Below are 23,477 nucleotides of genomic sequence, written 5' to 3' on the forward strand. Positions count from 1 at the left end.
CTAACTAAGGAGGCTGTGGCCATTTTGAGCGCTCCTGCGCTCGGAATTTTGAGAATCCACGCTTAAAGCATTCAAGCGGCGCGCCCGCCCCGCCGCGTGGCATCGTTATAATAGCTCGATGCCTGCTGCACCGATCGATGCCTTGACTGCTCCATCGCCTCGGGGAGAGGGATTCCGCGATTGGCTGCCTCCGTGAGATACCCCGATCGCAATCCGTGCGCCGAAAACTCCCCGCATCCAGCCCGGCCATCGCCGCCGGTGCTTGACGATATCGTTGACCGATTTCGGATCGAGCACCCGATTTGACACATTTCCCCAGCGATCGACCCTTCGGAACACGGAGCCTTTGTCGATCCGGGCGGCGTCGATCCAGGCATTCAACGCCTCGACAGGCCGGCCTGTGAGATAGACGACCTCGTCGTGATCGGCCCCGGATGTTTTCGTCCGACCGAGATGCCAGTGAGGGGAGAGGAGGGCCGCTCTCGACGACGATCGGCTGCTCGACGGTCAATTGCTCCCGGCGCAATCCGGCGATCTCGCTGCGCCGGCTACCACCGGAGGCGAAGGCGACCATCAGGATCGCCCGGTCGCGGATGTCCCGCAGGCTGCCGGTCGAGCACGTCGCCAGAATTTTTGCCAGCACATCGCCGGTGACCGCCTTGGCACTCTTCCTTTTACGCGGCCGCGGCGTGGCGCGCACGGCGAGGCGAATGGCCGACTTGAGGGCAGGGGAGGCGAAGGCGCCGGTTAGCCCGCGCCATTTCGCCACAGTCGACAAGGTGGCCAGCCGTCGGCGGACCGTGTCAGGCGCGTGGGTGCCTGTCACCTTCAGAAACCCCTGGCCACGGAGTTTCTGCTCGACCTCTGCCGGCATCCCATGCTCTGGATCGTTTTCACGTTTTGCCGGATCCCACAGACGATGCGCAACAAACTTCAAAAGCAGCGCCTCGGGCGCCTGCCTGGGCAGAGATTTTTTCGTGGCCGCCAGCGACCATGCCTGCAGTTGGGCGGGATCGGAGGTGAGGGCGCAAAGTGTGCTTGCGCCCATGCCTTCGTTGACCAGATGCCTGAGGGTCTGGACGTCCTGATCAGTCAGCAGCTCGGCGAGTTCGTCGCGGCGCTCCATCGGCAGCACCGCAGCGATCGTATCGAGCTCCTGGGCGCGGGCCTCGACCCCGGTCAGCTTTTTGCCATCGTTATATTCCGTGGCGAAGTCGCTTCCGCTGTCGCGTGCCACGACGATCCGTCAGATTTCAATGGCGGGCATTTTCGTAGATGGGAACGCGTCGTCCAGCGGCTTCGTGGGCTCAATTACGAGCACCGTCAACGTCACTATCTACGCAATAGCGGCCTAGGTGCGCATCAGCCGGTTTTCACCGGAAACAAAAAAGGGCCTCACATGGAGGCCCTCTTCTAAACTTTCTCGTCGGTCTTAGAACTTTACCGCGATACCAGCCTTCACAACATGCTGGTCGATGTCGACGTTAATACCGTCGAAATCCTTGTCGCCGAAGTCGTTGTAGCGGTATTCGCCACGGAGGAAGACGTTGTCCGTTACAGCGTAATCTACACCCGCGCCAATGGTCCAGCCATGGAACGTCTCATCATCATCACCGACCGGAGTGTCGAGATATGCGCGCGTTGCGGTCCAGCCCCCAGCAGCATAAACGAGCGCACGGTCAAATGCGTAGCCAACGCGGCCACGAACCGAGCCAGCCCATTTGGTGCCAGCGTCGACGCCGGAAATGCCGAAGAGGTTATCCTCTTCGTTGAAGTTGTAGTCGACGTCGCCCTCCAGACCGACAACGAAGCCGCTACTCAGCTGCCAGTTGTAGCCGACGAAGCCACCAACGACCGCGCCGTCGAAATCTTCGTCGATGCTAACGCCACCGGCGCTGAAATCACCGTTGCCCCAACCGTAGCCGGCAGAAATACCAGCGTAAGCGCCTTCCCAAGAAAACACTTGGGTTTCCACAGCAACCGGCGCATCCGGGATCTGGTCAACAGCGTCAGCTGCATAGGCAGCGGTGGAGGCCGCAAGTGCGAATGCGGCGATAGCAATAGTCTTGATCATGTTCAGCCCTTATCCTTAAACAAGTGGACGCTATGTATGTCGAAGGTCTTGGAAAGGCTGTAGTTTTTTAGCAACTACTCAGAACGTAACGGCTTTGTCATCTACCGTACAATTCGAGTGGCAGAGCGACTTGCTACCTGCTGCGCTGACATTCTAAGTCCACCATCCTTTTTTGTTCTTAGCGATAGGGCGATCAATCACGCTACGACGTTGTGAAATTTCGCAGAAAGGTGTTCTTGATATGGCCTTCACAGTAACGGCCGCTGCAGTCTCTAAAAATTTTGGCGCTCACCAGGATGCCGCAGTCCGCGAGCCAGTGATCATCACCAAGAGCGGTCGGCCTAGGAAAGTGCTGATCGCCTATGAGGATTATCTGCGGCTGACAAAGCGCGACCGGCGCGTCGAGCTGACGGGTGCATTCGGCGACGAGGATCTCGCTGCGATCGAAGCCTCGGACATGAATGGGTGGCTCGATCATCTCAATGCCGAACTGCTGACTGGCAAGCATGCGGCCAACTGACCTCAAAGCTGGATAGGTGTTTCGCTTTCCCTATCCTTGGCATTGGCAGTTCATAGAAGGCGGTGCAGGATACTGTCGTCTGGCCTTCTTCGACCTGATGCCGAGCGTTTCGACATCTTGGTCGGCCAACAGTTCGGCGAGTTCGTCGTGGCGCTCCAGTGGCACGACGACAGTGATCGTGCCAATCTCGTTGGAGCGGCGATCGGTGGCGTTGCCGGCTGGTCGCCTAGTCGCCAGGAGCAATTGGTCCGAGGACAGCAACATCTTCCTTGCGCGCGGCAGCGGCTAGCTCGCGATCGAGGGTGGCGAGCGGAGCGCTGCGATTGAGGGCCAGCGACAGGTACGCAGCGTCATAAGCGCTGAGTCCATGGTTGGCGCCTACCAGCATAACATAGATGTCGCCGCCGATACCCGCATCATCGAGCGGCAGTCGGCGCAGTCGCTCCATGTTGACCAGCGCGCCGCCGGCGGCAATCAGGCCGCGGCGTTCGGCCATGGCCAGGATGTTGCGATCTCGAAGAAGAACAGCGACGGGACAGGGCAGGGGGCGTCGATCGTCGCGATAACCGCCTCTGCCGCATCGGAAAACTCTTCCGGCAACAGCTAGGCGGCCGCCATCGAGGCGTCGATGACAAACATTAGCGGCGACCCTCGTCACGCCGGGAAAGGATTTCCTCATGGGTGAACGCGGCAGCCTTGAGCCGGGCGGCACGGACTTCGGCGAGTAGCAGCTTTAGGTCATTTTCCTTGCGCATCCGGGTGACGTGCGCGGTCGGATCGTTTCCGCGGGCGATAACAAAATCCTCGCCGGCCTCGACGCGGGCGAGCAGGTTGGACAAATGCGTCTTGGCTTTGGAAATCTTTACGGTTTTCGTCATCGATGCGAACCTCGGAAAATGGATTCTGCCATCAGAATTACGGCCTCAAAGAGGGTGGTCAACCGCTTGGTCCTATCACTTCCGATAAGCATCGCTTATCGGCCACTGGGTCAGGCTTTTTCGTTAGTTATAACAAATTTCTGAACTTCGACGTTATCGCAGCAGCGGATCGGTACGAACTAAGCTGAGCAAATCTCTAGGATTAAGCGGCCTTTTTTTGCTTTAAACCATTGATTATCAGATGATATTCAGATTAGCCCAATATTGGAGTTATGGCGTCCCGTTACGAATTAACGATCATGATATTTAGTGAAAATAGATATGGATTATTCTTTTAATATTTGCTTCATTACAAATATTGGGGAGATTGAAATGCCTGGATCAGTATTATTGGTGAGTGACAGTACCATCTTTGCTTCAGCAATGGAGCAGGCTATCCGGGGCGAATTCGCTAAGGTTACAAGATCTGCTTCGCTAGAGCATATAGCGAACGTTGCAGTCGATTGGGAAGACGCTGTCGCCATTATCGATGCTGGCAATCCCAAAGAGATCGTTTCTCAATTGTCGCTTGGCAACCACTGCATAGACGTCGCTCGCATCATCGTCCTGATGCGCTCAAATCAGAGTTTCGAGGATTATCGTCCAATCATCAGCATGATTGGCGCCCTTTTGCCGGATGGCGCAACACTGCAAGAGATCGCGCTGGCGGCTCGCATCATCCGTCACGGTATCACTCTCCTGCCCACTGCCGCCATTTCTGCGCTGCTGCCCAAGGTTTCCATCGGAAGCAGCAGTGGGACGTATTTTGAGGTCCGATCGTTCACCGATCGGGAACACGCGGTGCTCGGCCTGATTTCACAGGGCGCGAGCAACAAAGTCATTGGGCGCAAGCTCGACATCGCTGAAAGTACGGTCCGCGTCCATGTTCGTGCAATCTTGAAGAAGCTCGGCATGCAGAACCGAACGCAGGCGGCATTGTACGCCGCCGGACAGAAAACCAGCCAGGTAGGCTCTGATTTTTTCAGGCCGGCCGCAAGTATGGTGTCGGGAGTTTTCGCTACACTCATGCTCAACTCGAGAATGTTTCTTCCTGACACAGCCACGAACCTGCTGATCGAGGCTGCCCACATAGTTTGATCAGGGTATTTCCTTCTGACGCCATGGGGATCTATATTCGTCGCAATGCGTCGGTCCTGGCCGCTGTCTTATCCAGCATAATGGTATGCCCTCGTCGTATATTTCCAGCCAGAGATTGCGAACTCAAATGCGTCGAGATTTCAGCTTTTCGGCGGATTTCCCGTCTCGCTCCGTTCCAGCGTAGTAGCGGGCTATCGAGCACTGGCTTCGGGCGCCTACCCTAACTGAGAGTTCCCGCGGCTAGGCCTCGTGCCCCGCCAACAACCCACTCTAATAGTCGCCAGCTGGAGGATACACGCCTGTCGGGGCGATTTCCGCACCCCCGTAGGTGCCGCCCACCCGTTTCGAATAGCACCGGACGTTTTGTGGAGGTCTTAGCGCGTTTCGTTTAGGTGTTAATCAATCGTTTACCTCAATTAGGCGCTCACCCCAGCCATATGACAGGTTTAGGATCATCGTCGTCTAAAGCAAAATCTCCCAAGAGACCGGTCTGCGAGCTCGCGGCTGTGGTGTGTTGTCGACGCGTGTCAAAGCGTCTGTCTAGGGGGCGATCATGGATAACGAAAACAATTCCGGTAAAATCATCAGAACGTCGGTGGCCGAACTCACCTCGCCGCTTGGCGTCTCAATTCCTGGTGCGGGAGTCGACAAAGGTTTCCTTCTGGAAGTGATGGTCGGCGGCCTTCAAGAAATTCTGGTGTCGTTTTCGAATGGGCGCAACGAACCACTTCGCTCCACGCTGTCGCTCCCCGGCCAGCCACCGGAGACTGTAGAGTTCGAGCCCACCGGTTCCTGGACGACCTATTCCAACAAGGTACTGCATATCGATCTTCGCGAAGGCATGCACGTGCTGACGTTTTCATCGCTCAACAATGCCGGCGCGGAGATTGCAAGCGTCAGCAACCTCGGACCCGCGAGCGGTGGCAAGTCCGGTCGTTCGATGCTGACCTCGGCCGCTCTTGCCGGCCTGAACATCGCCGCCGTCGGAGCCGTGGCCCTCGCACTCAGCCCAAGCGTCCAGCATGCCAATGAGGAGACTGCCCAGGCCACGCCTGCTAATCCGAATGACAGGCCCACTGCACCGCGTGGCGAGGAGGTTGCAAGTGCGTCAGCCGTGACGCTCGCGGGCAACGCCGCTCAGGCCGCGGAAACAACGAGCTTCAACGACGAGACGTTCGCCTCGCCGGACGACAAGGCCGACCTGACGACCGGAACCGTTCCCGCGGAGGCGCCGACGGATGCAGCGTCCAGCGAGCTTGCCGGTGCAGGCGGACGCGACTTCCGCTTCCTCGGTTCCAGTCGTCCGGCATTGGACACACCGAAGGGCGATTCCCCGTCCGATTTCGAGACGGTCGCCTTCGCGCCTTCCTCGGTCGCTCGCTCGGCGCCTGCTTTCGGCGGTGCCGGCGTGTCTGCCAGCAATGAGGCGCTGGTTTCAGACGAGCCGGCGGAAGACACCCACGAGGACAATACGGGAAGTGGCCCCTCTGGGTCGGAAACGCCGGTGACGGTTGCACCTTCCGAGAATGAAGTCGAGTTGCCTGCGCAGAACGAAGTCGAACTGCCCGCCGAGGATGACGTCGACCTGCCGGCATTTGCGTCTGCGCCAATCCGCATCCAGGCGGAATCCGCCACGTTCGGGAATTCCGGCGGCAACGTGACGACCAACCCGGTCGTCATCCATAAGGACAATGCGGCCACCGGCGACGTTTTGAATGCGGACGCTGCCGACGGCGATGCCTATGTCGATTTCGCCGGCTTCAACAACAACAACAATATCGGTAACGGACAGTATATCGAGTGGAGCTTCTCGGTCGCCGAAGCCGGTCACTACGATATCGGCGTCGGCTACGCGTTCTTCTCCGCAGGAACCAGCAATCGCCCGATGCGTCTCGACGTGAACGGCCAGCTTTGGGACCGGGTCTTCGATTTCAAGAGCACCGGCGCCAACACGACCTATGCCGAAAGCGGCACGCGGGTCTACCTCCAGGCAGGAGACAACACCATTCGCCTGACAGCGAACGGGTTCTCCGGCCCGAATATCGACTATCTCGAAATCCGTGAGGCCGATCCGAATGTGATCGTCATTCAGGCAGAAAGCCTGGTGAGCCAGGCCGGCAGCAACACCAATGGTGCCATCAACCGGCCGATGTCCGGTACGAATACGCCCTCCAACGAAATCTTCCGCTTCGGCGCCGAGGGCGAATCCTATCTCGACTGGGCGCAGAATAGCGCCGCTCAGGTTTCCTGACCTTCGACGTTGCCGTGTCCGGCACCTATACGTTCGCGGTTACCTATGCCAATGGCGGCACGGTCGATCGTCCGCTTGCCCTACACAGCGGCTCCGTCAACGGCGCTCTCCTGGCGACCCTGCCGTTTGCCTCCACGCGTGCGAATGCGATCTCGGCCCGTCCGACCGATCTCGGTGATCTCGGCACGTCGATCCAGACGGCGCCGAACGGCGCCAACGGCGTCGGCCAGGGCTGGGAAGGCTGGTCGGTCCAGACCGTCACCATTCATCTGCAGGCAGGACAGAACACGCTCGTCCTGAATGGCGCGGGCGTCACGACCGGGCCGAATATCGACAAGTTCGTCATCACGCTGGCCGAGGCCGACGTGCCCGTGAACACCGCGCCGGTCGCGACCGCACTGTCGATCGAAGGCACCGAGGACACCCAGGTACAGATCGATGTCGCGGAGCTCATTTCGGATGCCGAGGGCGACGAGCTGACCATCACCGCCACGGTTCCCGCAGATCAGGGAACCGTCAGCGTCAGCGGCACGGTCATCACCTTCACGCCGGCCGCCGATTTCAACGGTAATGCGTCGATCGGCTATACGGTGACCGACGCGGACGGCCTGAGCGGCAGCTCGACCGTCACCGTTGCCGTCGCATCGGTCAACGATGCGCCGACCCTTTCAGGTGCGGTCGCGGCGCAGAATGTCGTCGCAGGCAGCGAGCATGTCATCGATCTGCCGCTCACCACCGACGATGTCGACGGCGACGAGGTCTCGCTCGTTATCGCCAATGCCGGCGATCTGCCGGCCGGCTTCTCGATCGTCGATGGCAAGCTCGTCGTCGCGGCGAACGTCATCGCCGGAACCTATTCCGTCGCGGTCGCCGCAAGCGACGGCACTCTGGCATCCGCGCCGGTTGTCGTCAGCGTCGTCGTCGCGCCCGCGCCCGTCGATCCACAGGAGCCCGGCAATGCAGCGCCCGAGATTTCCAGCGAGCCCGGTTTCGTCGTCAACGAAAACACGCTTTCCATCGGTCAGGTCGTTGCCGCCGATGATGACGGCGATCTGCTGCAATACGCGCTGTCCGGCGCGGATGCCGCCAAATTCACGATCGACGAGAACGGCAATGTCTCGCTGATCGCAGCGCCCGATTTCGAAAATCCCGACGATGCGGATGGCGATGGCGTGTATTCGGCAACCGTGACGGTCAGCGATGGCACGACGTCCACCAGCCAGGACATCACCGTCACGGTCGCGGATGTCAATGAAGCGCCCGGCGCGATCTCGCTTGCCGGAACGGCCACATTCGTCGAAGACGTTGCCCAAGGCACCGTGCTCGGCACGGTCAGCGCCACCGATTCCGACGGCGACCCGCTCGTCTACTCGGTCAGCGACACGCGCTTCAGCGTCAATGCCGGCGGTCAGCTCGTCATCGCACAGGGCGCGAGCTTCGACTTCGCCGAAGAACCGTCCGTCGAGATCGTCGTCAGCGCCTTCGACGGCGAATTCACCACGACGCAGAGCTTCACTTTCGCCGTCACCGAAGCGCCCGAAGTCCCGGTCGAGCCTGTCGATCCGCAGGGGATCGTCTTCACGCCGGGCGGTCTGACACCTTACAGCAGCCAGGACAGCGGTCCCGGCGGCACGATCTCGGACGGCGGCAATACGCTTAATCTCAACGGCAATTTCTGGAAGCGCGCATCGATCGGCGAAAGCTACACGATCACCGAGAATACCCAGCTGACGCTGACGGTCACCCTCGGAAGCGTGCTCTCGGAAATCATTGCCGTCGGCTTCGACGACGACGAGCTTCCCTTCGAGATGAGCGACAAGTCGATCTACCAGATTGCCGGCAACCAGGGGCAATCTTCCTTCGTAGACCTGCGCAACGGCTCGAACGGTACGCCGGGGCAGGTGATCACCGTCACCATCGATCTTTCCGCCCATGCCGGCAAGACGATCAGCTCGCTCGTCTTCATCGCCGATGACGACCAGGCCAGCAACGGCATCGGCTCGGTCAGCTTTTCCTCGGTCCAGCTTGCGGAGATCGAACCGGAAAACACCGCGCCGGACGTCGTCGGCGGCGGCTTTACCGACATGAGCGTCGATGAGCGGGGCACGCTCGAAGTCGACTTGCCTTTCACCGACAGCGATGGCGATGCGTTGAGCTACACGCTGGAGGTGACCGACGGACAGGGCAATCCGGCCCAGGGCTTTGCCGGCCTCGTCTTCGAGGGCGGCGTCCTGTCGGGCCCGATCGCCGCGCTGCCCGGCAGCTACACGGTTACCGTTGTTGCGACGGACGGGCGTGGCGGTTCCGCCACCAGCGATTTCGTCCTGACGGTTGCCGACATCAATGATGCGCCCGTCGCGGACACGTCCATCCAGTTCGAGCCGATGGAAGCGATGACCGGAGACGAAGTCTCCATCGACATTGCGAGCTTCAGCGACGCGTTCTCGGATATCGACGGCGACGCACTGACATTCTCCGTCGAGGGCCTTCCGGCCGGCCTCAGCCTCAATGAGGAAGGCGTCATCGTCGGAACGCCGACCGATCCGGGCGAAGGCTTCTTCACTGTCGTCGCGACCGATCCGCAGGGCCTGCGCGCCGAAATCCAGATCCCATATCTCATCGGCGGCGAAGCCGTCGGCGAGGCGAGCTTCGTCGTCGAGGCCGAGGATTTCACCGGTCTCGGCCAGGCGAGCGGCTTCTATGCCTCGGCGGCACCTGCCGCATCCGGCGATCAGCTGATCCGCGCCAACGCCAACCAGGCCGGCAGCGTCACCACCGTCCTGTCGCAGAACGGCGTCGCGGATGGCTGGTACACCGTCACCATCACCGTATTCGACGAGACCGACGGCAATGCCTCCTTCACGCTGAAGATCGGCGACACGGTGCTGGCCGACAATCTGAGCTTCGACGACAACGGCACGTTCGACAATCCTTCCGCCACGCGCGGCAATGCCGCACAGGCCGGCAATCTGAAGACCATCACCTTCACCAGCCCGGTCTTCGTCGATGCGGCCACCATTGCGCAGATTTCCGGCCAGTCCGACAGCGGCGAATATCTTCGCATCGACAAGCTGACGCTGACGCCGACCGAGGCGCCGGCACAGCAGGCCCCCGGCGCCATCACGCTCACCGGCGGAACCGTCGATGAGAACCTCGCTGCCGGCGTCGTCGGCACGCTTTCGGCGATCGATCCGGACGGCGATAGCGCGGCTATCGTCTACACGACGACGGACGAGCGTTTCGTCATCGAAGGCGACACGATCCGGCTTGCCGACGGCGTGAGCCTCGATCACGAGGCCGGCGAGACGGTGACCGTCTCCGTCGTCGCCACCGATGCGCAGGGCCTTACCTCCACGACGGAACTGGCGATCAGCGTCGGTGATGTCAACGAAGCGCCGGAACTCGGCGAAGATGCCGACATCGCCGATGTCGTGCTCGAAGCGGGCGAGGGGACGACGATCGACCTTGCGGCAGCACTCGGCGCCACCGATCCCGATGCCGGCGACAGCGTCGGCTATGTCGCGACGCTTGCCAACGGATCCGCTCTGCCTACCGGCATCAGCCTTGCGGGCGGGGTACTGACCGTAGCGGCAACGGTTGCCGCCGGCACCTATGCGATCTCAGTCGCCGCCAGCGACGGCGCGTTGTCGAGCGAACCGGTGACTTTCTCGGTCACCGTCGGCGAACCGGTCGTGCTGGTTCCCTTCGCGACCACCATCCAGGCCGAAACCGGCACGATCACCTCCTTCGACAACGGCTCGAACGCGACGATCACCACCATCCGCGACCCAAGCAACCAGGAATCCGCCGGCACGGTCGGCCTCGTCAATGGCCTGCGGCCGGGCTTCTCCGGCACGGGCTATGTCGACTATGGCGACACAGCGGGCGACCGCCTGAACTACGACGTCCATGTGCCGGCAGCCGGGACCTATACGTTCAGCATCCGCTATGCGAGCAACAGCGCTCGCCCGCTCAATCTCGTCGTGAATGGCGGAACTGCGCAGTCTCTGCCCTTCGTGGCAACCGGCAGCAACACCTCCGGCCCGGCGGAAGGCTTCAACAACTGGGCCGTTCAGACAGTCACCGTCACGCTGCAGGCGGGCACCAACACGTTCTCGCTGGCCATCCCGGCCGGCGCAACGACCGGCCCGAATATCGACTCGATCGAGATCACCGGTAACGTTCCATCGACCAGCGACACGTCGGCCGATGCCGACGAGATACCGCTGTTCCTCAGCGGGCCGCAGGGGCCTCTGAGCGGCGCCGGGGCGGATTCCATCAACTTCAACCTCGCCGGTATCGATAGCGATATCGTCAAGGTCGAGATGAGCTTCGACGGCGGCGCAACCCGCGTCACCGTCAATCCGGATGCCGACGGCGACTATACCGCCGACGCTTCTGCGCTGGCAGCGGGCAACTATACCGCCATCGCCTATGTCACGGATGCCGTCGGCAACGTGGCGCAGTCGCAGATGAATTTCACGATTGCCGGGCCGGTCGTCGTGGCACCGTTCACCATTCAGGCGGAAGATGCGACGCAGGTTACCGTCAACGACACGGGAACGGGCGACAGCGACACTTCGTTCACCCGCGAGGTCAATGCAACGCGTCTCGATGCGACAGGCAATTACCGCGCCGGCGCGAACGGCGGTGCCTATATCGACTTCGGCTCCAATCCGGGCGATGCGATCACCTTCGACGTCAACGCGCCGGCAGCCGGCACCTACCTCGTCACGTTCCGCTATGCCAATGGCGCAACGACGGATCGTCCGCTTCTCTTGGCCGTCAATGGAACAGCTGAAGGCTCTGTTTCCTTCATCCCTGGGCCGGTCACCGGTACCGGCTCTGCCGCGACCGGCTGGACGTCCTGGATCGAAACGAGCGTAGAAGTCACGCTGACGGCAGGTGCCAATAGCATTCGCCTCGCTATGCCGACGGGCGCCACAGGCGGCCCGAATATCGACCAGGCAACCTTCCAGTATGTCGATGACGGAGGCCCGCAGAATCCGTCCGAGCCCTTCTCGGTCACCATCGAGGGCGAGACCTTCACGATCACTGATATCGAGGCAAATGCCTCGACACCGGCCGATACCGTCTATCGCACGCCGACCAACAAGGAGCCGAACGCTAATGCCGGCAATAGCGGCCCGGGTCAGACCTTCGACAGCAACGGCCTGCGCCCCGGCTACGAAGGCACCGGCTATCTCGATATGGGCGGCGAGGTCGGCGACAAGGCCGGCTTCAATGTCACCGTCGAGCAGGCGGGCACCTACCAGCTGACCATCCGCTACGCCAATGGCGGTGCGACGGATCGCCCGATGGTTCTCGCCATCGGCGGTGTCACCCAGACCATATCCATGAACTCGACCATCCCGACCGGCGGCACGGCCGACCAGGGCTGGGCGAACTGGGTGGACGTGACCTTCGATGTCCAGCTATCGGCCGGCGTCAACGCCATCTCCTTGGCGAACACGCTCACCAATGGCCCGAACATCGACAATGTCACCATCAGCCGCGAGGGCGATGAGGGACCGGTGGAAACCCGCGAACTCATCCGCTTCGAGCCGGTGGTCAAGATTAACTTCGAACCGGCGCCGGGCCAGGCGACACAGGGTCTGCCGGCCGGCTACCAGACGCCGACGGGCTATCTTGCCGATACCGGCGCCGCCTACGGCGATCGCGGCAACGGCTTCAGCTATGGCTGGGTGACCGAAGCAAGCGTTGCCGACGGTACGGCGAACGGCACGATCGCTGCAGCACAGCCTGCCAATGCGCATTGGTACAAGGACACGGTCTCCGGCGCATCCGGCCTGCAGAAGACCTACGCCCATTTCGAATATCCGGGCGCGGGTGCGGCCGGCGCACGGGCTTGGGAGATGGCGCTTGAAAACGGCACCTATCAGGTGACGATGTCGATCGGGGATACGGCCGGTGCCTTCGATTCCGACTACATCATCAATCTGGAAGGCGTGAACGTCATGCCGGAATGGACGCCGGCAAACCCGATCAACGGCAGCCAGAACGGCGGCGGTTTCCGCTCGACGCTCGTGACCGCCGTCGTGACGGTCACCGACGGCAAGCTGACCATGGACTCGATTGGCGGGGTCAACACCGAGATCCAGTACCTGGAAATCGAAAGGGTTCCGGACCTGACGCCGGGCGACGGCCGCAGCGCCGACAAGGATTTCTCCTTCTTCGTCGCCCCCGTCGCCGCCTCCCTTGAGGACGGACAGGTGTCGATCGCCATCGGGCCGGACGGCTCGTTGCCGACGGATATCGACCCGACCTCGACCTTCGTTGTCGGCATCAATCTGCAGGCGGACGGAAACCGCGGTCCCAACATCGCCTACACGGACAACATCAAGCTGATCGAGACGCTGACGGGGATCGAGGTCCCTGTTTCGATCCAGATCAGCGGCGGCGCCGACACGCTCAACATCCGGCCGCTGCAGGACCTGAAGGAAAACACCAGCTATACGCTGAAGGTTCAGGACGTGATGGACCTCGGTTCGATCACGGATCCGAACGGTCCGCTGAGGCAGTTCCAGGACCTGACGACGACGTTCGTCACGGGTACTGCGCCGGTGGACGTTCCGCGCGAGGTCGCGTTCTCGACGGATGTCATCCTCAACGGCTTCGCCGACGGCGCCTTCGGTTACACGACGATCGAGTTCGGCCCCGACGGCAAGCTCTATGTCGCGACCATCACCGGCGAGATCCATCGCTGGGACGTCAACGCCAACGGCACGATCGACAAGGCCTCGCAGGAGACGCTGTCGCTCAGCTATCTCGACGCCGGAGGCGGTGAACGGCGCGGCATCGTCGGCTTCGTCTTCGATCCGGAAGATCCGAACACCATCTGGATTTCCGACAACGCCCCGATCCCGCGTGAGGCCAAGGCCTTCAACACGCCCGAGTTTTCCGGTCGGGTCAGCAAGATCACGCTCAGCGAAGTCTTCGAGAATTCGACGGCGGAGGCCTATATCAACGGTCTGCCCCGCTCCGGCGGCGACCACCTGACGAACAGCCTCGAATTCCGTCGCAACCCGGATTACACGACGACCAACGGCGAGCCGGAATATCTTCTCTATCTCAGCCAGGGGTCCAACTCGGCGGCCGGCGCTGCGGACGGCGCATGGGGCAATCGTCCCGAGCGCCTGCTCAATGCGGCGATCCTCGAGATCGATCCGACGCGCGACGCACCGGCCAGCGGCTTCAACGTGCAGACCGAACCGAGCCAGGCCGGCAACCCCAGCTATCAGTCGCCGGCGAGCCAGTTCAATGCCGATGGCAGCTATCCGGGGATGTACAATCCCTATGCGGACGACGCCGTCTTGAAGATCTACGCGACGGGCGTGCGCAATGCCTACGACCTCGTCTGGCATTCGAACGGCAATCTCTACGTACCGACGAACGGCACGGCCTCGGGCGGCAAGACGCCGACCGATCCGACCCAGCCCGGCCTCGACACGACGATCGCCAACTCGCCGAAACAGTACGACTACTTCTTCACCGTCGACGAGGGCGGCTATTACGGCCATCCGAACGTGCTGCGCGACCAGTACATTCTCAACGGCGGCAATCCGACCGGCGGCCGCGATCCGAACGAAGTCGTCGGCGGCAATGACGGCAATTCCAATACCGACGGCTATCAGACCGGCGTCCAGCCGGACGCGAATTACGATCTCGATGGCGTCTATAACCTCGGCTACAACCAGTCGCCGAACGGCGCGATCGAATATACCGGCGGCGCATTCGGGTCGAACCTCAAGGGTGCCGTGCTGTTCGCCCAGTTCTCGACCGGCGACAACGTCCGCTACATTCGGGTGGATGCCCAGGGCAACATCATCGGCGATGACGTGCTGCGCCGTCCCGACGGTTCGGTGATCGACGATTATATCGATCCGCTGGACATCATCGAAAATCCGGCGACCGGACAGCTTTACCTGATGACGCTCAACCGCAGCACAGGTGCGAGCCAGCTCATCCTGCTTACCCCAGCGCCAGGTGGCGTCACGCAGGATCTGACGGCCGACGAGGGCAATGACCTTGCCCTCGTCGCGCTCGACGTCAGCGATCCCGAGGCTGCGGTCTTCCGCATCGACGGTCTCGACGACGACATCACGGCAATCCGCATCTCGTTCAACGGCGGGCCGAAGCAGACGATCACGCTCAATGCGCAAAAGCAGTTTACCATCGATATCGGCACGACATCGGCCACGGTGACGGCGAGCATCGAAGTGACCGACGACGCGCTCAACACCAAGACCGTTTCGCTCAACTTCGTACCGGGTGAAGAGCCTTCCGGCGAAGATTTCGTCCTGCTCACCACGATCCAGGCCGAAGATCGGACCCCCAATGACGGAACATCCGTGGTCGTGCCGACCGGCACGGCCCCGCAGATCCAGATCCGCGATGCCTCCAATATCGAACCGGGCAACGTTGCGGGCACGATAAACGGCCTGCGTCCGGGCGCATACGGTACGGACGGCAACACCAACAGCAATGACGGCATACCCGGCGGCTATGCGGATTTCGGCTCGACCAATGCCGACTTCATCAGCTTCAACTTCTCGGTGCCTGCCGATCAGGCGGGCAATGCCATCCTGCGCTTCCGCTACGCCAATGGCGGCACGACGGACAGGCCGCTGCAGCTCGAGATCAACGGCACGATCGTCAAGGTCCAGTCCTTCCTGCCGACCTCGGTCACCGACGGCTCCGATCCGTGGAACAACTGGCAGACGATCGAGATCCCGGTCGTCCTGACCGGCGGGGCGACCACGGTCACCCTGCGCTCGGTCGCCAGCACCGGCCCGAATATCGATCAGCTGGAAGTGCTGGTGGCAAGCGAAGGCAATTCCATCCCGAACGATGGCGAAATGGTCGTCGACGGCACGACCTACGTCAAATACGAGGCGGAGAATGCCGATCTCGGCGGCGCCGCAGTCGTCACCGAAAACCGCGGTCAGTCCGGTGGCGCCTTCGTCGACTATGTCGGCACGGCCGACCAGTCGGTCAGCTGGACGGTCTCGACGGCGACGAGCGGCAGCTACGGCCTCGATATCCTCTACGCGCTCGCCTCGACCAAGGCGGCACGGCCGATGGTTCTCTCGGTCAATGGTGTCGTCGTCCAGACGCTGCCCTTCGCACCGAACTCGAACGCGGCCGAGACCGCCTGGGGCCCTCAATCCGTCACGTTGGACCTGTCCGCAGGCACCAACGTGATCACACTGACGGCGCCGGGGGCAACGGTCCGAATATCGACTATCTGCGCGTGACCAAGGACGCGGTTTCGGTCTTCGAACCGGATCATGCCGACATCGACGGCTCCGGCCGCATCGAGCTCGAAGCGACGGACGGTTCTGCCAACACCGTCAACGGCAGCACGGTGGACTTCTACTTCAGCGTCGCAGCGGACGGCACCTACAAGCTGGATGTCGCCGCAAATGCCAGCGCCGTCAACGGCCAATCCCTGAAGTGGTTCCTCAATGGTGTCGAAGTGGATATCAGCGCCTTCCCGGGTGCCGGAACGGCAGGTGAGGCGTCGATCTATCTCGCGCTCGAAGCCGGCGAAGACTACCAGCTGCGCATCGTATCCAACGCACCCGGCGCCAACGGTCTCGACTATCTCGATATCCAGCCGGCGCCCGGCAATCCGAATGCGGATATCGCGATCCAGAGCCTCGATGCCGCCTATTTCGACGACCGGCTGCATTTCTCCTATCTGGAAAATCCGGACGCCGTCGAACCAGGCGCGCCACGGGACTTCAAGGATGCCGGGACGGTGCGACTGAGCAATACCGGCACCGAGCCGCTGACCATCAGCGACTACCAGCTGACCGGCCCGTTCGTGTTGCAGAACCCGAATGCGCTCACCGGCGTCTCGATCGCACCCGGCTCCTTCCTCGACGTCACGGTCGTGTTCAACCGGGCGGCCTATACGCCGCCGACCACCAATGTCGACGCGACCTCGACCGTCTTCGAGGGGCAGCTGAAGATCATCACCAACGACCAGGACAGCCCGGTCGCCACCGTCAAGCTTGCCGGTTTCTGGCAGGCGCGCGACGAAGGCGGTCAGGAGCCGAATGTCAACGAAATCTGGAAGATCTTCGGCTTCGGCAATGTCATCGAAGGCCTCAGGCTGCAGGGCGGCGGTGAAAACTCGGTGCTCTCAACCAACGACGTCTTCGCCAAGACGGACGAGACGGAGGTGCTATCGCCCTACTGGAAACTCGCAGACGGCGTGACGTCTGCAAAGATCACTCACATCGCGGCTTTCCATGGCCCTGGCGGTGCCACCATCGGCATCCACAACCCGGGCAACAAGGGCAGCGGCATCACCTTCTGGAACCACGAAGGCAACGACAACCAGCGCCTCCTGCCGAATGCCGGAAACGACAATACCTTCGCCACCCGCACCTTCACCAATAGCGACGTGCCGGACGGCTGGGCGGGCAACGATATCTTCGGCATCACGGTAGCAGGCCTTTCGACCGATCCACGTCTCAACCCGACCGGCGGCGTCATCGTACCGGGCGCCCAGCAGGGCCATACGGTCAAGGTGTTCCAGGCGCTCGACGCCAACGGCAACGTGATCCCGAACGTCTATCTCGGCATCATGGACTATACCGGCATCAACTACGACTATAACGACAACCTCTTCGTCATCGAGGGCGTGCAGCCCGTCGGCTTCGGTGCGGACATGGTGATCGCCGGTCTCGACGATGCTGCCGCCGACGACCGCCTGGTCTTCACCAATATCGACCAGCCGGCCAACGCGGCACAGACATTCCGCAACGAAGCGACCTTCACGATCACCAATGACGGCTTCGTGGCCCTGTCCCTGACGAGCCTGGTCCTGTCGGATACCGCCGCCTTCGAGTTCGTCGGGACCGTCCCGACGAGCGTTGCAGCCGGCGCCTCGGTTCAGGTTACGGTGCGGTTCAAGGGCACCCATGCCGGCAACAGTGCCGGTGCGGATCTTTACAAGGCAACGCTGACGATCAACTCCAACGACTATGATGGAGCCCAGGTCATTCAGCTCGCCGGTCTCGCCCAGGAATTCTCGGAGAACAATTCCGAGCCGACCGTGGCCCAGATCGTCGAAGCCTTCGGCTACACGACGGACATGGCCCAGGGCCAGCTCGCCAATGGCGGCCGGGTGGAGACCGTCGGCGACGAAGTGCTGATGCCCTACCTGGAGAAGCTCGATCCCTCGAAGGGTATCGAAGTGATCCAGATGGCAGCCTTCCTGCAGCAGGGCAATGTCGCCCGGCTGGGCTATCACCAGCTCGCCACGAGCGCGGTCACCAACCTGTTCGCCAACGACGACCAGCAGGGCCAGACCGTCCTGCCGGATCAGCTTGTCACCGGAACCGGCGCAGGTGCGAGCGTCGCCCGCGGCGTCATCAACCAGAACACGCCGTTCGGCCTGTTCATCCTGGTCGACGGCCGTCCGACCTATGCCTCCTGGACCGATCCGGAAGCCAACAAGATCGACCCGAATTTCGGTCAGCTTGTCGGCAACGATCAGGGGCATCTGATCCGCTTCTTCGAAGCGCTCGATGCCGACGGCAACGTCATTCCCGGCACCTATATCGCCATCCAGGATTATCCCGGTGCCGGCAATTACGACTACAACGACCACATGTTCATCATCAAGAACGTCAAGCCGCATGTGCTGACGGCTGCCAACGACGCCACTGGCGACGGTATCAACGATGCCCTGCAGCTCGACGCGGACAATGACGGGACGGTCAACTTCTTCGATACAACCACGCCGCCTCCGACCGGTCCGCAGACGCCTTATGGCGGGACGGCTCCGACCTTCGTCAACGGCGTGCTGACCATCGATGCCACCAATTTCGACAATGGCGGCCAGGGCATTTCCTGGAACGACAATGCCGGCCTCGACAACCCGACAGCCAACTCGACCTTCCGTCCTGGACGGGATGTCGAACTTGTCGGGCCGGGCCTCGACATCGGCCATGTGAAGCCGGGCGAGTGGGTGGAATATACGATCAACGTGCAGACCGCCGGGACCTATACGTTCTCGGCCAATGCCAAGACCCCGGTGAGCGGCGCCACGATCGGCGTCTCGCTCAACGGCCAGACGCAGCTCGGCACGGTCACGCTGGCCGACGGTCATGCCGGCGGATCGAATTTCGCCAATGCGGCCTTCGCAGACAGTGCGCCGATCTCGATCAACCTGGCTGCCGGCGTGCAGACGCTGCGGCTGACCTTCAACGGTCCGCTCGCATCGAACGGTTACGTCCTTGACCTCGCATCGTTCAAGCTGACGGCGCCGGTCAACCCGCAGACACCCTTTGGGGGAACGGCACCGACCTTCTCCAATGGCGTTCTGACTGTCGACGCCACCAATTTCGACAATGGCGGCCAAGGCATTTCCTGGAGCGACAATGCCGGACTCGACAACCCGACGAGCAACCCGACCTTCCGGCCGGGACGTGACGTCGAACTGGTCGGAGCCGGTCTCGACATCGGCCATGTGAAACCGGGCGAATGGGTGGAATACACGATCAACGTGCCGACGGCCGGGACCTATACATTCTCGGCCAATGCCAAGACCCCGGTGATCGGCGCCACGATCGGCGTCTCGCTCAACGGCCAGACGCAGCTCGGCACGGTCACGCTGGCCGACGGTCATGCGGCCGGATCGAACTTCGCCAATGCGGCCTTCGCCCAGAGTGCGCCTATCTCGTTTGCTCTCGACGCCGGCGTGCAGACATTGCGGCTCACCTTCAACGGTCCGCTTGCCTCCAACGGATATGTGCTGGATCTTGCATCCTTCACGCTGACGGCTCCAGCCGGCCAGCAGCCTTTCGGTGGTGTCGCGCCGGTTCTCGGTGGCGCTGCACTGGTGGTCGATGCCATCGATTACGACGAAGGCGGGCAGGGCGTTGCCTATAACGATGCTGCGGGCCTCCAGGGCGGCACCAATGGTGGCCGCAGCGGATCCTCGGTCGAGGTGACGAGCGGCGGCGATGTCGGCTGGATCGGCAATGGCGAGTGGCTGGAATACACGATCAGCGTCACTGAAGCCGGCGCCTACGACTTCAACCTGTCGCTGGCGCTCGGCGAGGCGGGCGGACCCAATCGCACCGTCACGGCAACGTTCACCAACGGCTCCGCCGTCGATACGGTGACCGTCGCGACACCGAGAACGGGCACTTGGTCGAACTTCCAGGACACGGAAACGACCACCGTCAATCTCGATGCGGGCACGACGGTCGTCCGTCTCACCTTCAACGGCGGCTCGCAGGACTTCTCGTCCTTCACCCTCGAACCGGCCACCGCGTCTGCCATGACGCTGATGAGCCTGGGCCTCGATGTGGATGCCGACGCTTCCGGTATCGAGGAGACACCGCCGGCGCCGGACTTTGCGGAGATCGACGTGACGCCGCTCGACGAGCCTGAAATGAACCATCTGCACGGATACGACATCGTCATCTGATGCGATCGACGGCGGCGTCTTCAACCACGCCGCCGTCAACAGAGGGGAATGGCCGGTCCCAGGGGGCCGGTCCTGATACTGGGGCGAGTTCATGTTCAAACGTAATCGCAATCTATCCGTAGCCGATGCCATCCGGACCTGCCGGTCCGCATTCTGGGGCATTTTCGTCATCAGCGCCGTGCTCAACATCCTGATGCTGACCGGGCCGATCTTCATGCTGCAGGTCTATGACCGGGTGCTTTCGAGCAGCAGCGTGCCGACGCTGGTGGTGCTTTCGGCGATCACGCTGGCGCTCTATCTGTTCAGCGGCTTCCTCGATATCCTGCGATCGCGCGCCCTGCTGCGCATCAGCATGCGGGTCTATACGAGGCTGTGCAATCCGTCGCTGCGCGCCAATATCCGGCTGCCGGTCCTGCTCGGGATCAAGGGATCCGGCGTTCATCCCGGCCGCGACCTCGATACCATCCGCCGGTTCCTGGGCTCCCAGGGGCCCGCGTCGATCTTCGACCTTCCCTTCATGCCGCTATATTTCGCGCTGGTCTTCTTCATGCACAGCGCTCTTGGATATCTCGCGCTCGCCGGCGGCGCGCTGATCTTCGTGCTGGTGATCTGCAACGAGTTTTCGTCCCGCAGCCCGAGCAAGGAAGTCGGCATGCGGACCGCCGCACAGTCGAAGGTCATGGACAGCGCCCGGCGCAATTCCGAGGTCGTCAATGCCATGGGCATGCTGGGCCGGCTGTCGGACCGGTTCTCTGAGATGGTCGAGCCCTATTACTACTCCCAGCAGATGGCGACGGACCGCAGCAACTTCTATTCCGGCGTCATCAAATTGCTGCGCATGATCCTGCAGTCGGCCATGCTGGCTCTCGGCGCCTATCTGGCCATCCAGCAGGAAATATCCGGCGGCGTGATGATCGCCTCCTCGATCATCATGGCGCGCGCCATCGCACCGATCGAGCAGGCCGTCGGCCAGTGGCCGTCCTTCATTGCCTGTCGCCAGGCGGCGGGCAGGCTGAACCAGGTGCTGCTGCAGTGCGATGTCGACCAGGGCCTGGAAGGCCTGCCGCTGCCGAAACACGAACTGACCGTTCAGGAAGGCGCGACGAGCGCACCCGGCGAGCCGCTGGTCCTGCTGCAGGGTGTCGAATTTTCGCTGCAGGCCGGCGACGGCCTCGGCGTCATCGGCGGCTCCGGCTCCGGCAAAACCAGCTTCGCCCGCGCATTGGTCGGCGTCTGGCCGGTACTGAAGGGCGCCATCCGGCTGGACGGTTCGACGATCGACCAGTGGAGCGATCAGGATCGCGGACGGTTCATCGGCTATCTGCCCCAGGATGTCGAACTGTTCGAGGGGACGGTTGCCGAGAACATCGCCCGCTTCGACAAGGATGCCGATGTCGTGGCGATCGTCGCCGCGGCGAAGATGGCGGGCGTGCACAACCTGATCGCCGGCATGCCGGAAGGTTACAATACCATGATCGGTGACGGCGGCGCCCGGCTTTCCGCTGGCCAGCGCCAGCGCGTAGGCCTTGCCCGCGCCCTGTTTGGCAATCCGTTTCTCGTCGTGCTCGACGAGCCGAATTCCAACCTCGATGTCGAAGGCGAACAGGCGCTCAGCCGGGCGATGGTCGATATTCGCGAGCGCGGCGGCATCGTCGTGGTAATTGCCCATCGCAGCAGCGCGCTGACGGCGGTCAACAAGATCCTGATCATCCAGAACGGTCAGCAGGTCGCCTTCGGGGACAAGGACCAGGTCCTTTCCAACGTCTCAATACTCAATGGTTCCATGCAGTCAGGAAAGGCGGTTGCCAATGCCGTATGATAATCTCGACCGGACTATCACCGGCGCAATCCGCAAGCAGCTATTTCTGGCCATCGGCGTCGGCGGGCTGTTCTTCGGCGGGGTCTGCACGGCCGCCGCCTATGCCGAAATCAGCGGCGCCGTCATGGCCGCCGGCAAGATCATCGTCATGGGACGCGCTAAACAAGTCGAACACCCGGACGGCGGCACTATCTCCGAAATGGTGGTCAGCGAAGGCGACCACGTTGAGGCAGGCGCTCTGCTGTTCCGTCTAGACGGCACGATGGCTCGCGCCAATCTCGGCATCATTGAGGGGCAATTGGCACAGTTATTGGTCCAGGAGGCTCGGCTGCTCGCCGAACAAGCCGGACGAACAGGCATCGATCTTCCGGCAGAACTGTCGTTTGTGCCGCAAGAGCGACGCGCGCTATTGAGTGAAGCGCAGATGATGCTGATGTTGGCCAGACAGATGACGCGCACAAGCCAGAAGGCACAGCTTGAAAAACAGGTCGCTCAATTTGCCGGGCAGATCACGGCACTGGAGGCCCAGCGAAAGGCAGTCGACGCAAACGTCGCGCTGGTCGATGAGCAACTTCTGCGTTACGATAGTCTTAATTCGCGTGGGCTTATAACTCAGTCGCAGCTGATCGCCATGCAGCGCGAAAAGGCCTCGCTCGTCGGAAGCCAGTCGGCGCTGACTGCAGAGATCATCGAGATCCAGCAGGCCAAGACCCAGGCCGAGTTGAAGTATATCCAGGTCGATGAGGCATTCTACGAAAACGTCCTGACCGAGCTCGATCAGAAGCGTCCCGAAATCGCCAAGCTCAGCGAGGAACGTATTGCTGCCCAGGAAAAGCTGCGTCGTCTCGATATCCGCGCGCCGATCGCGGGCTCGCTGCATCAGCTCAGTATCCACACAATCGGGAGCGTCGCGGCACCCGGCGAAACATTGGTCAGCATCATACCCGACGACGACGAATTGATCATCGAAGCGATGATCTCGCCGGCAGATGTCGACCAGGTCTTCGCCGGCCAGGACGCCAGAATACGCCTGACGGGCCTCAACCAGCGGGTAACACCGGAACTTGTCGCGATGGTCATCGATATCTCGCCAGACCTGACCACCGAAGAACGGACAGGTACAAGTTACTATCTCGCCCGGCTGCGCATTCCCGAAACGGAAATCGACAAGGTCGGCGGCACGCTGCTGAAGCCCGGCATGCCTGCGGAAGTGTTCATGCAGACTGAAAGCCGCACGATCCTCTCCTACATGATCAAGCCCCTGTCCGATCAGGTCCGCCATGCGATGCGCGAGAGCTGAGACAGTCGATATCCGAATTTCATT

General features: G+C 61.8%; 10 protein-coding genes and 1 pseudogene. 7 read left to right on the forward strand and 4 right to left on the reverse strand.

The window, feature by feature from the left end:
- Positions 1-71: 71 nt before the first annotated feature.
- Positions 72-1,183: pseudogene (locus N7E02_RS07170) on the reverse strand (tyrosine-type recombinase/integrase).
- Positions 1,184-1,432: 249 nt separating this feature from the next.
- Positions 1,433-2,074 carry an outer membrane protein gene (locus N7E02_RS07175; protein ID WP_286578634.1) on the reverse strand — a complete coding sequence of 214 codons (642 nt, stop codon included), beginning with the start codon at positions 2,072-2,074 and terminating at the stop codon, positions 1,433-1,435.
- A 241-nt stretch (positions 2,075-2,315) separates the two neighbouring features.
- Between N7E02_RS07175 and N7E02_RS07180 the strand changes: the two genes are divergently transcribed.
- On the forward strand, positions 2,316-2,594 hold the full coding sequence (locus tag N7E02_RS07180; RefSeq protein ID WP_286578635.1) for a type II toxin-antitoxin system Phd/YefM family antitoxin: 279 nt from the start codon (positions 2,316-2,318) through the stop codon (positions 2,592-2,594).
- Positions 2,595-2,820: 226 nt separating this feature from the next.
- On the opposite strand, the gene N7E02_RS07185 is transcribed toward N7E02_RS07180, so the two are convergent.
- Both N7E02_RS07185 and N7E02_RS07190 read right to left on the reverse strand, forming a co-directional pair.
- Entirely contained in the window at positions 2,821-3,090 is a 270-nt protein-coding gene (locus tag N7E02_RS07185) for a type II toxin-antitoxin system VapC family toxin (RefSeq protein ID WP_286578636.1), read from the reverse strand.
- A 142-nt stretch (positions 3,091-3,232) separates the two neighbouring features.
- On the reverse strand, positions 3,233-3,472 hold the full coding sequence (locus N7E02_RS07190; RefSeq protein WP_286578637.1) for a type II toxin-antitoxin system Phd/YefM family antitoxin: 240 nt from the start codon (positions 3,470-3,472) through the stop codon (positions 3,233-3,235).
- A gap of 321 nt (positions 3,473-3,793) precedes the next feature.
- Here N7E02_RS07190 and N7E02_RS07195 point away from each other — a divergent pair, with 321 nt between their 5' ends.
- The 6 genes from N7E02_RS07195 (at position 3,794) to N7E02_RS07220 (ending at position 23,453) form a co-directional block, all read left to right on the forward strand.
- Positions 3,794-4,609, forward strand: coding sequence for a LuxR C-terminal-related transcriptional regulator (locus tag N7E02_RS07195; protein ID WP_286578638.1), 816 nt, complete (start codon positions 3,794-3,796; stop codon positions 4,607-4,609).
- Positions 4,610-5,162: 553 nt separating this feature from the next.
- The gene (locus N7E02_RS07200; RefSeq protein WP_286578639.1) at positions 5,163-6,860 is read left to right on the forward strand and encodes a carbohydrate-binding protein; all 1,698 of its coding nucleotides are present in this window, start codon (positions 5,163-5,165) and stop codon (positions 6,858-6,860) included.
- Positions 6,861-6,874: 14 nt separating this feature from the next.
- The gene (locus N7E02_RS07205) at positions 6,875-16,138 is read left to right on the forward strand and encodes a CBM35 domain-containing protein (protein ID WP_286578640.1); all 9,264 of its coding nucleotides are present in this window, start codon (positions 6,875-6,877) and stop codon (positions 16,136-16,138) included.
- The gene (locus N7E02_RS07210) at positions 16,135-20,334 is read left to right on the forward strand and encodes a carbohydrate-binding protein (protein ID WP_286578641.1); all 4,200 of its coding nucleotides are present in this window, start codon (positions 16,135-16,137) and stop codon (positions 20,332-20,334) included. Before N7E02_RS07205 ends, N7E02_RS07210 begins: the two co-directional genes overlap by 4 nt.
- Before the next feature lie 91 nt (positions 20,335-20,425).
- On the forward strand, positions 20,426-22,153 hold the full coding sequence (locus tag N7E02_RS07215; protein WP_286578642.1) for a type I secretion system permease/ATPase: 1,728 nt from the start codon (positions 20,426-20,428) through the stop codon (positions 22,151-22,153).
- On the forward strand, positions 22,143-23,453 hold the full coding sequence (locus N7E02_RS07220; protein WP_286578643.1) for an HlyD family type I secretion periplasmic adaptor subunit: 1,311 nt from the start codon (positions 22,143-22,145) through the stop codon (positions 23,451-23,453). The genes N7E02_RS07215 and N7E02_RS07220 overlap by 11 nt, the downstream gene beginning before the upstream one ends.
- Positions 23,454-23,477: the final 24 nt, after the last annotated feature.

Origin of the sequence: Terrirhizobium terrae (assembly GCF_030323265.1) — a bacterium.
In the GTDB taxonomy this organism is placed as follows: Bacteria; Pseudomonadota; Alphaproteobacteria; order Rhizobiales; family Rhizobiaceae; genus Neorhizobium.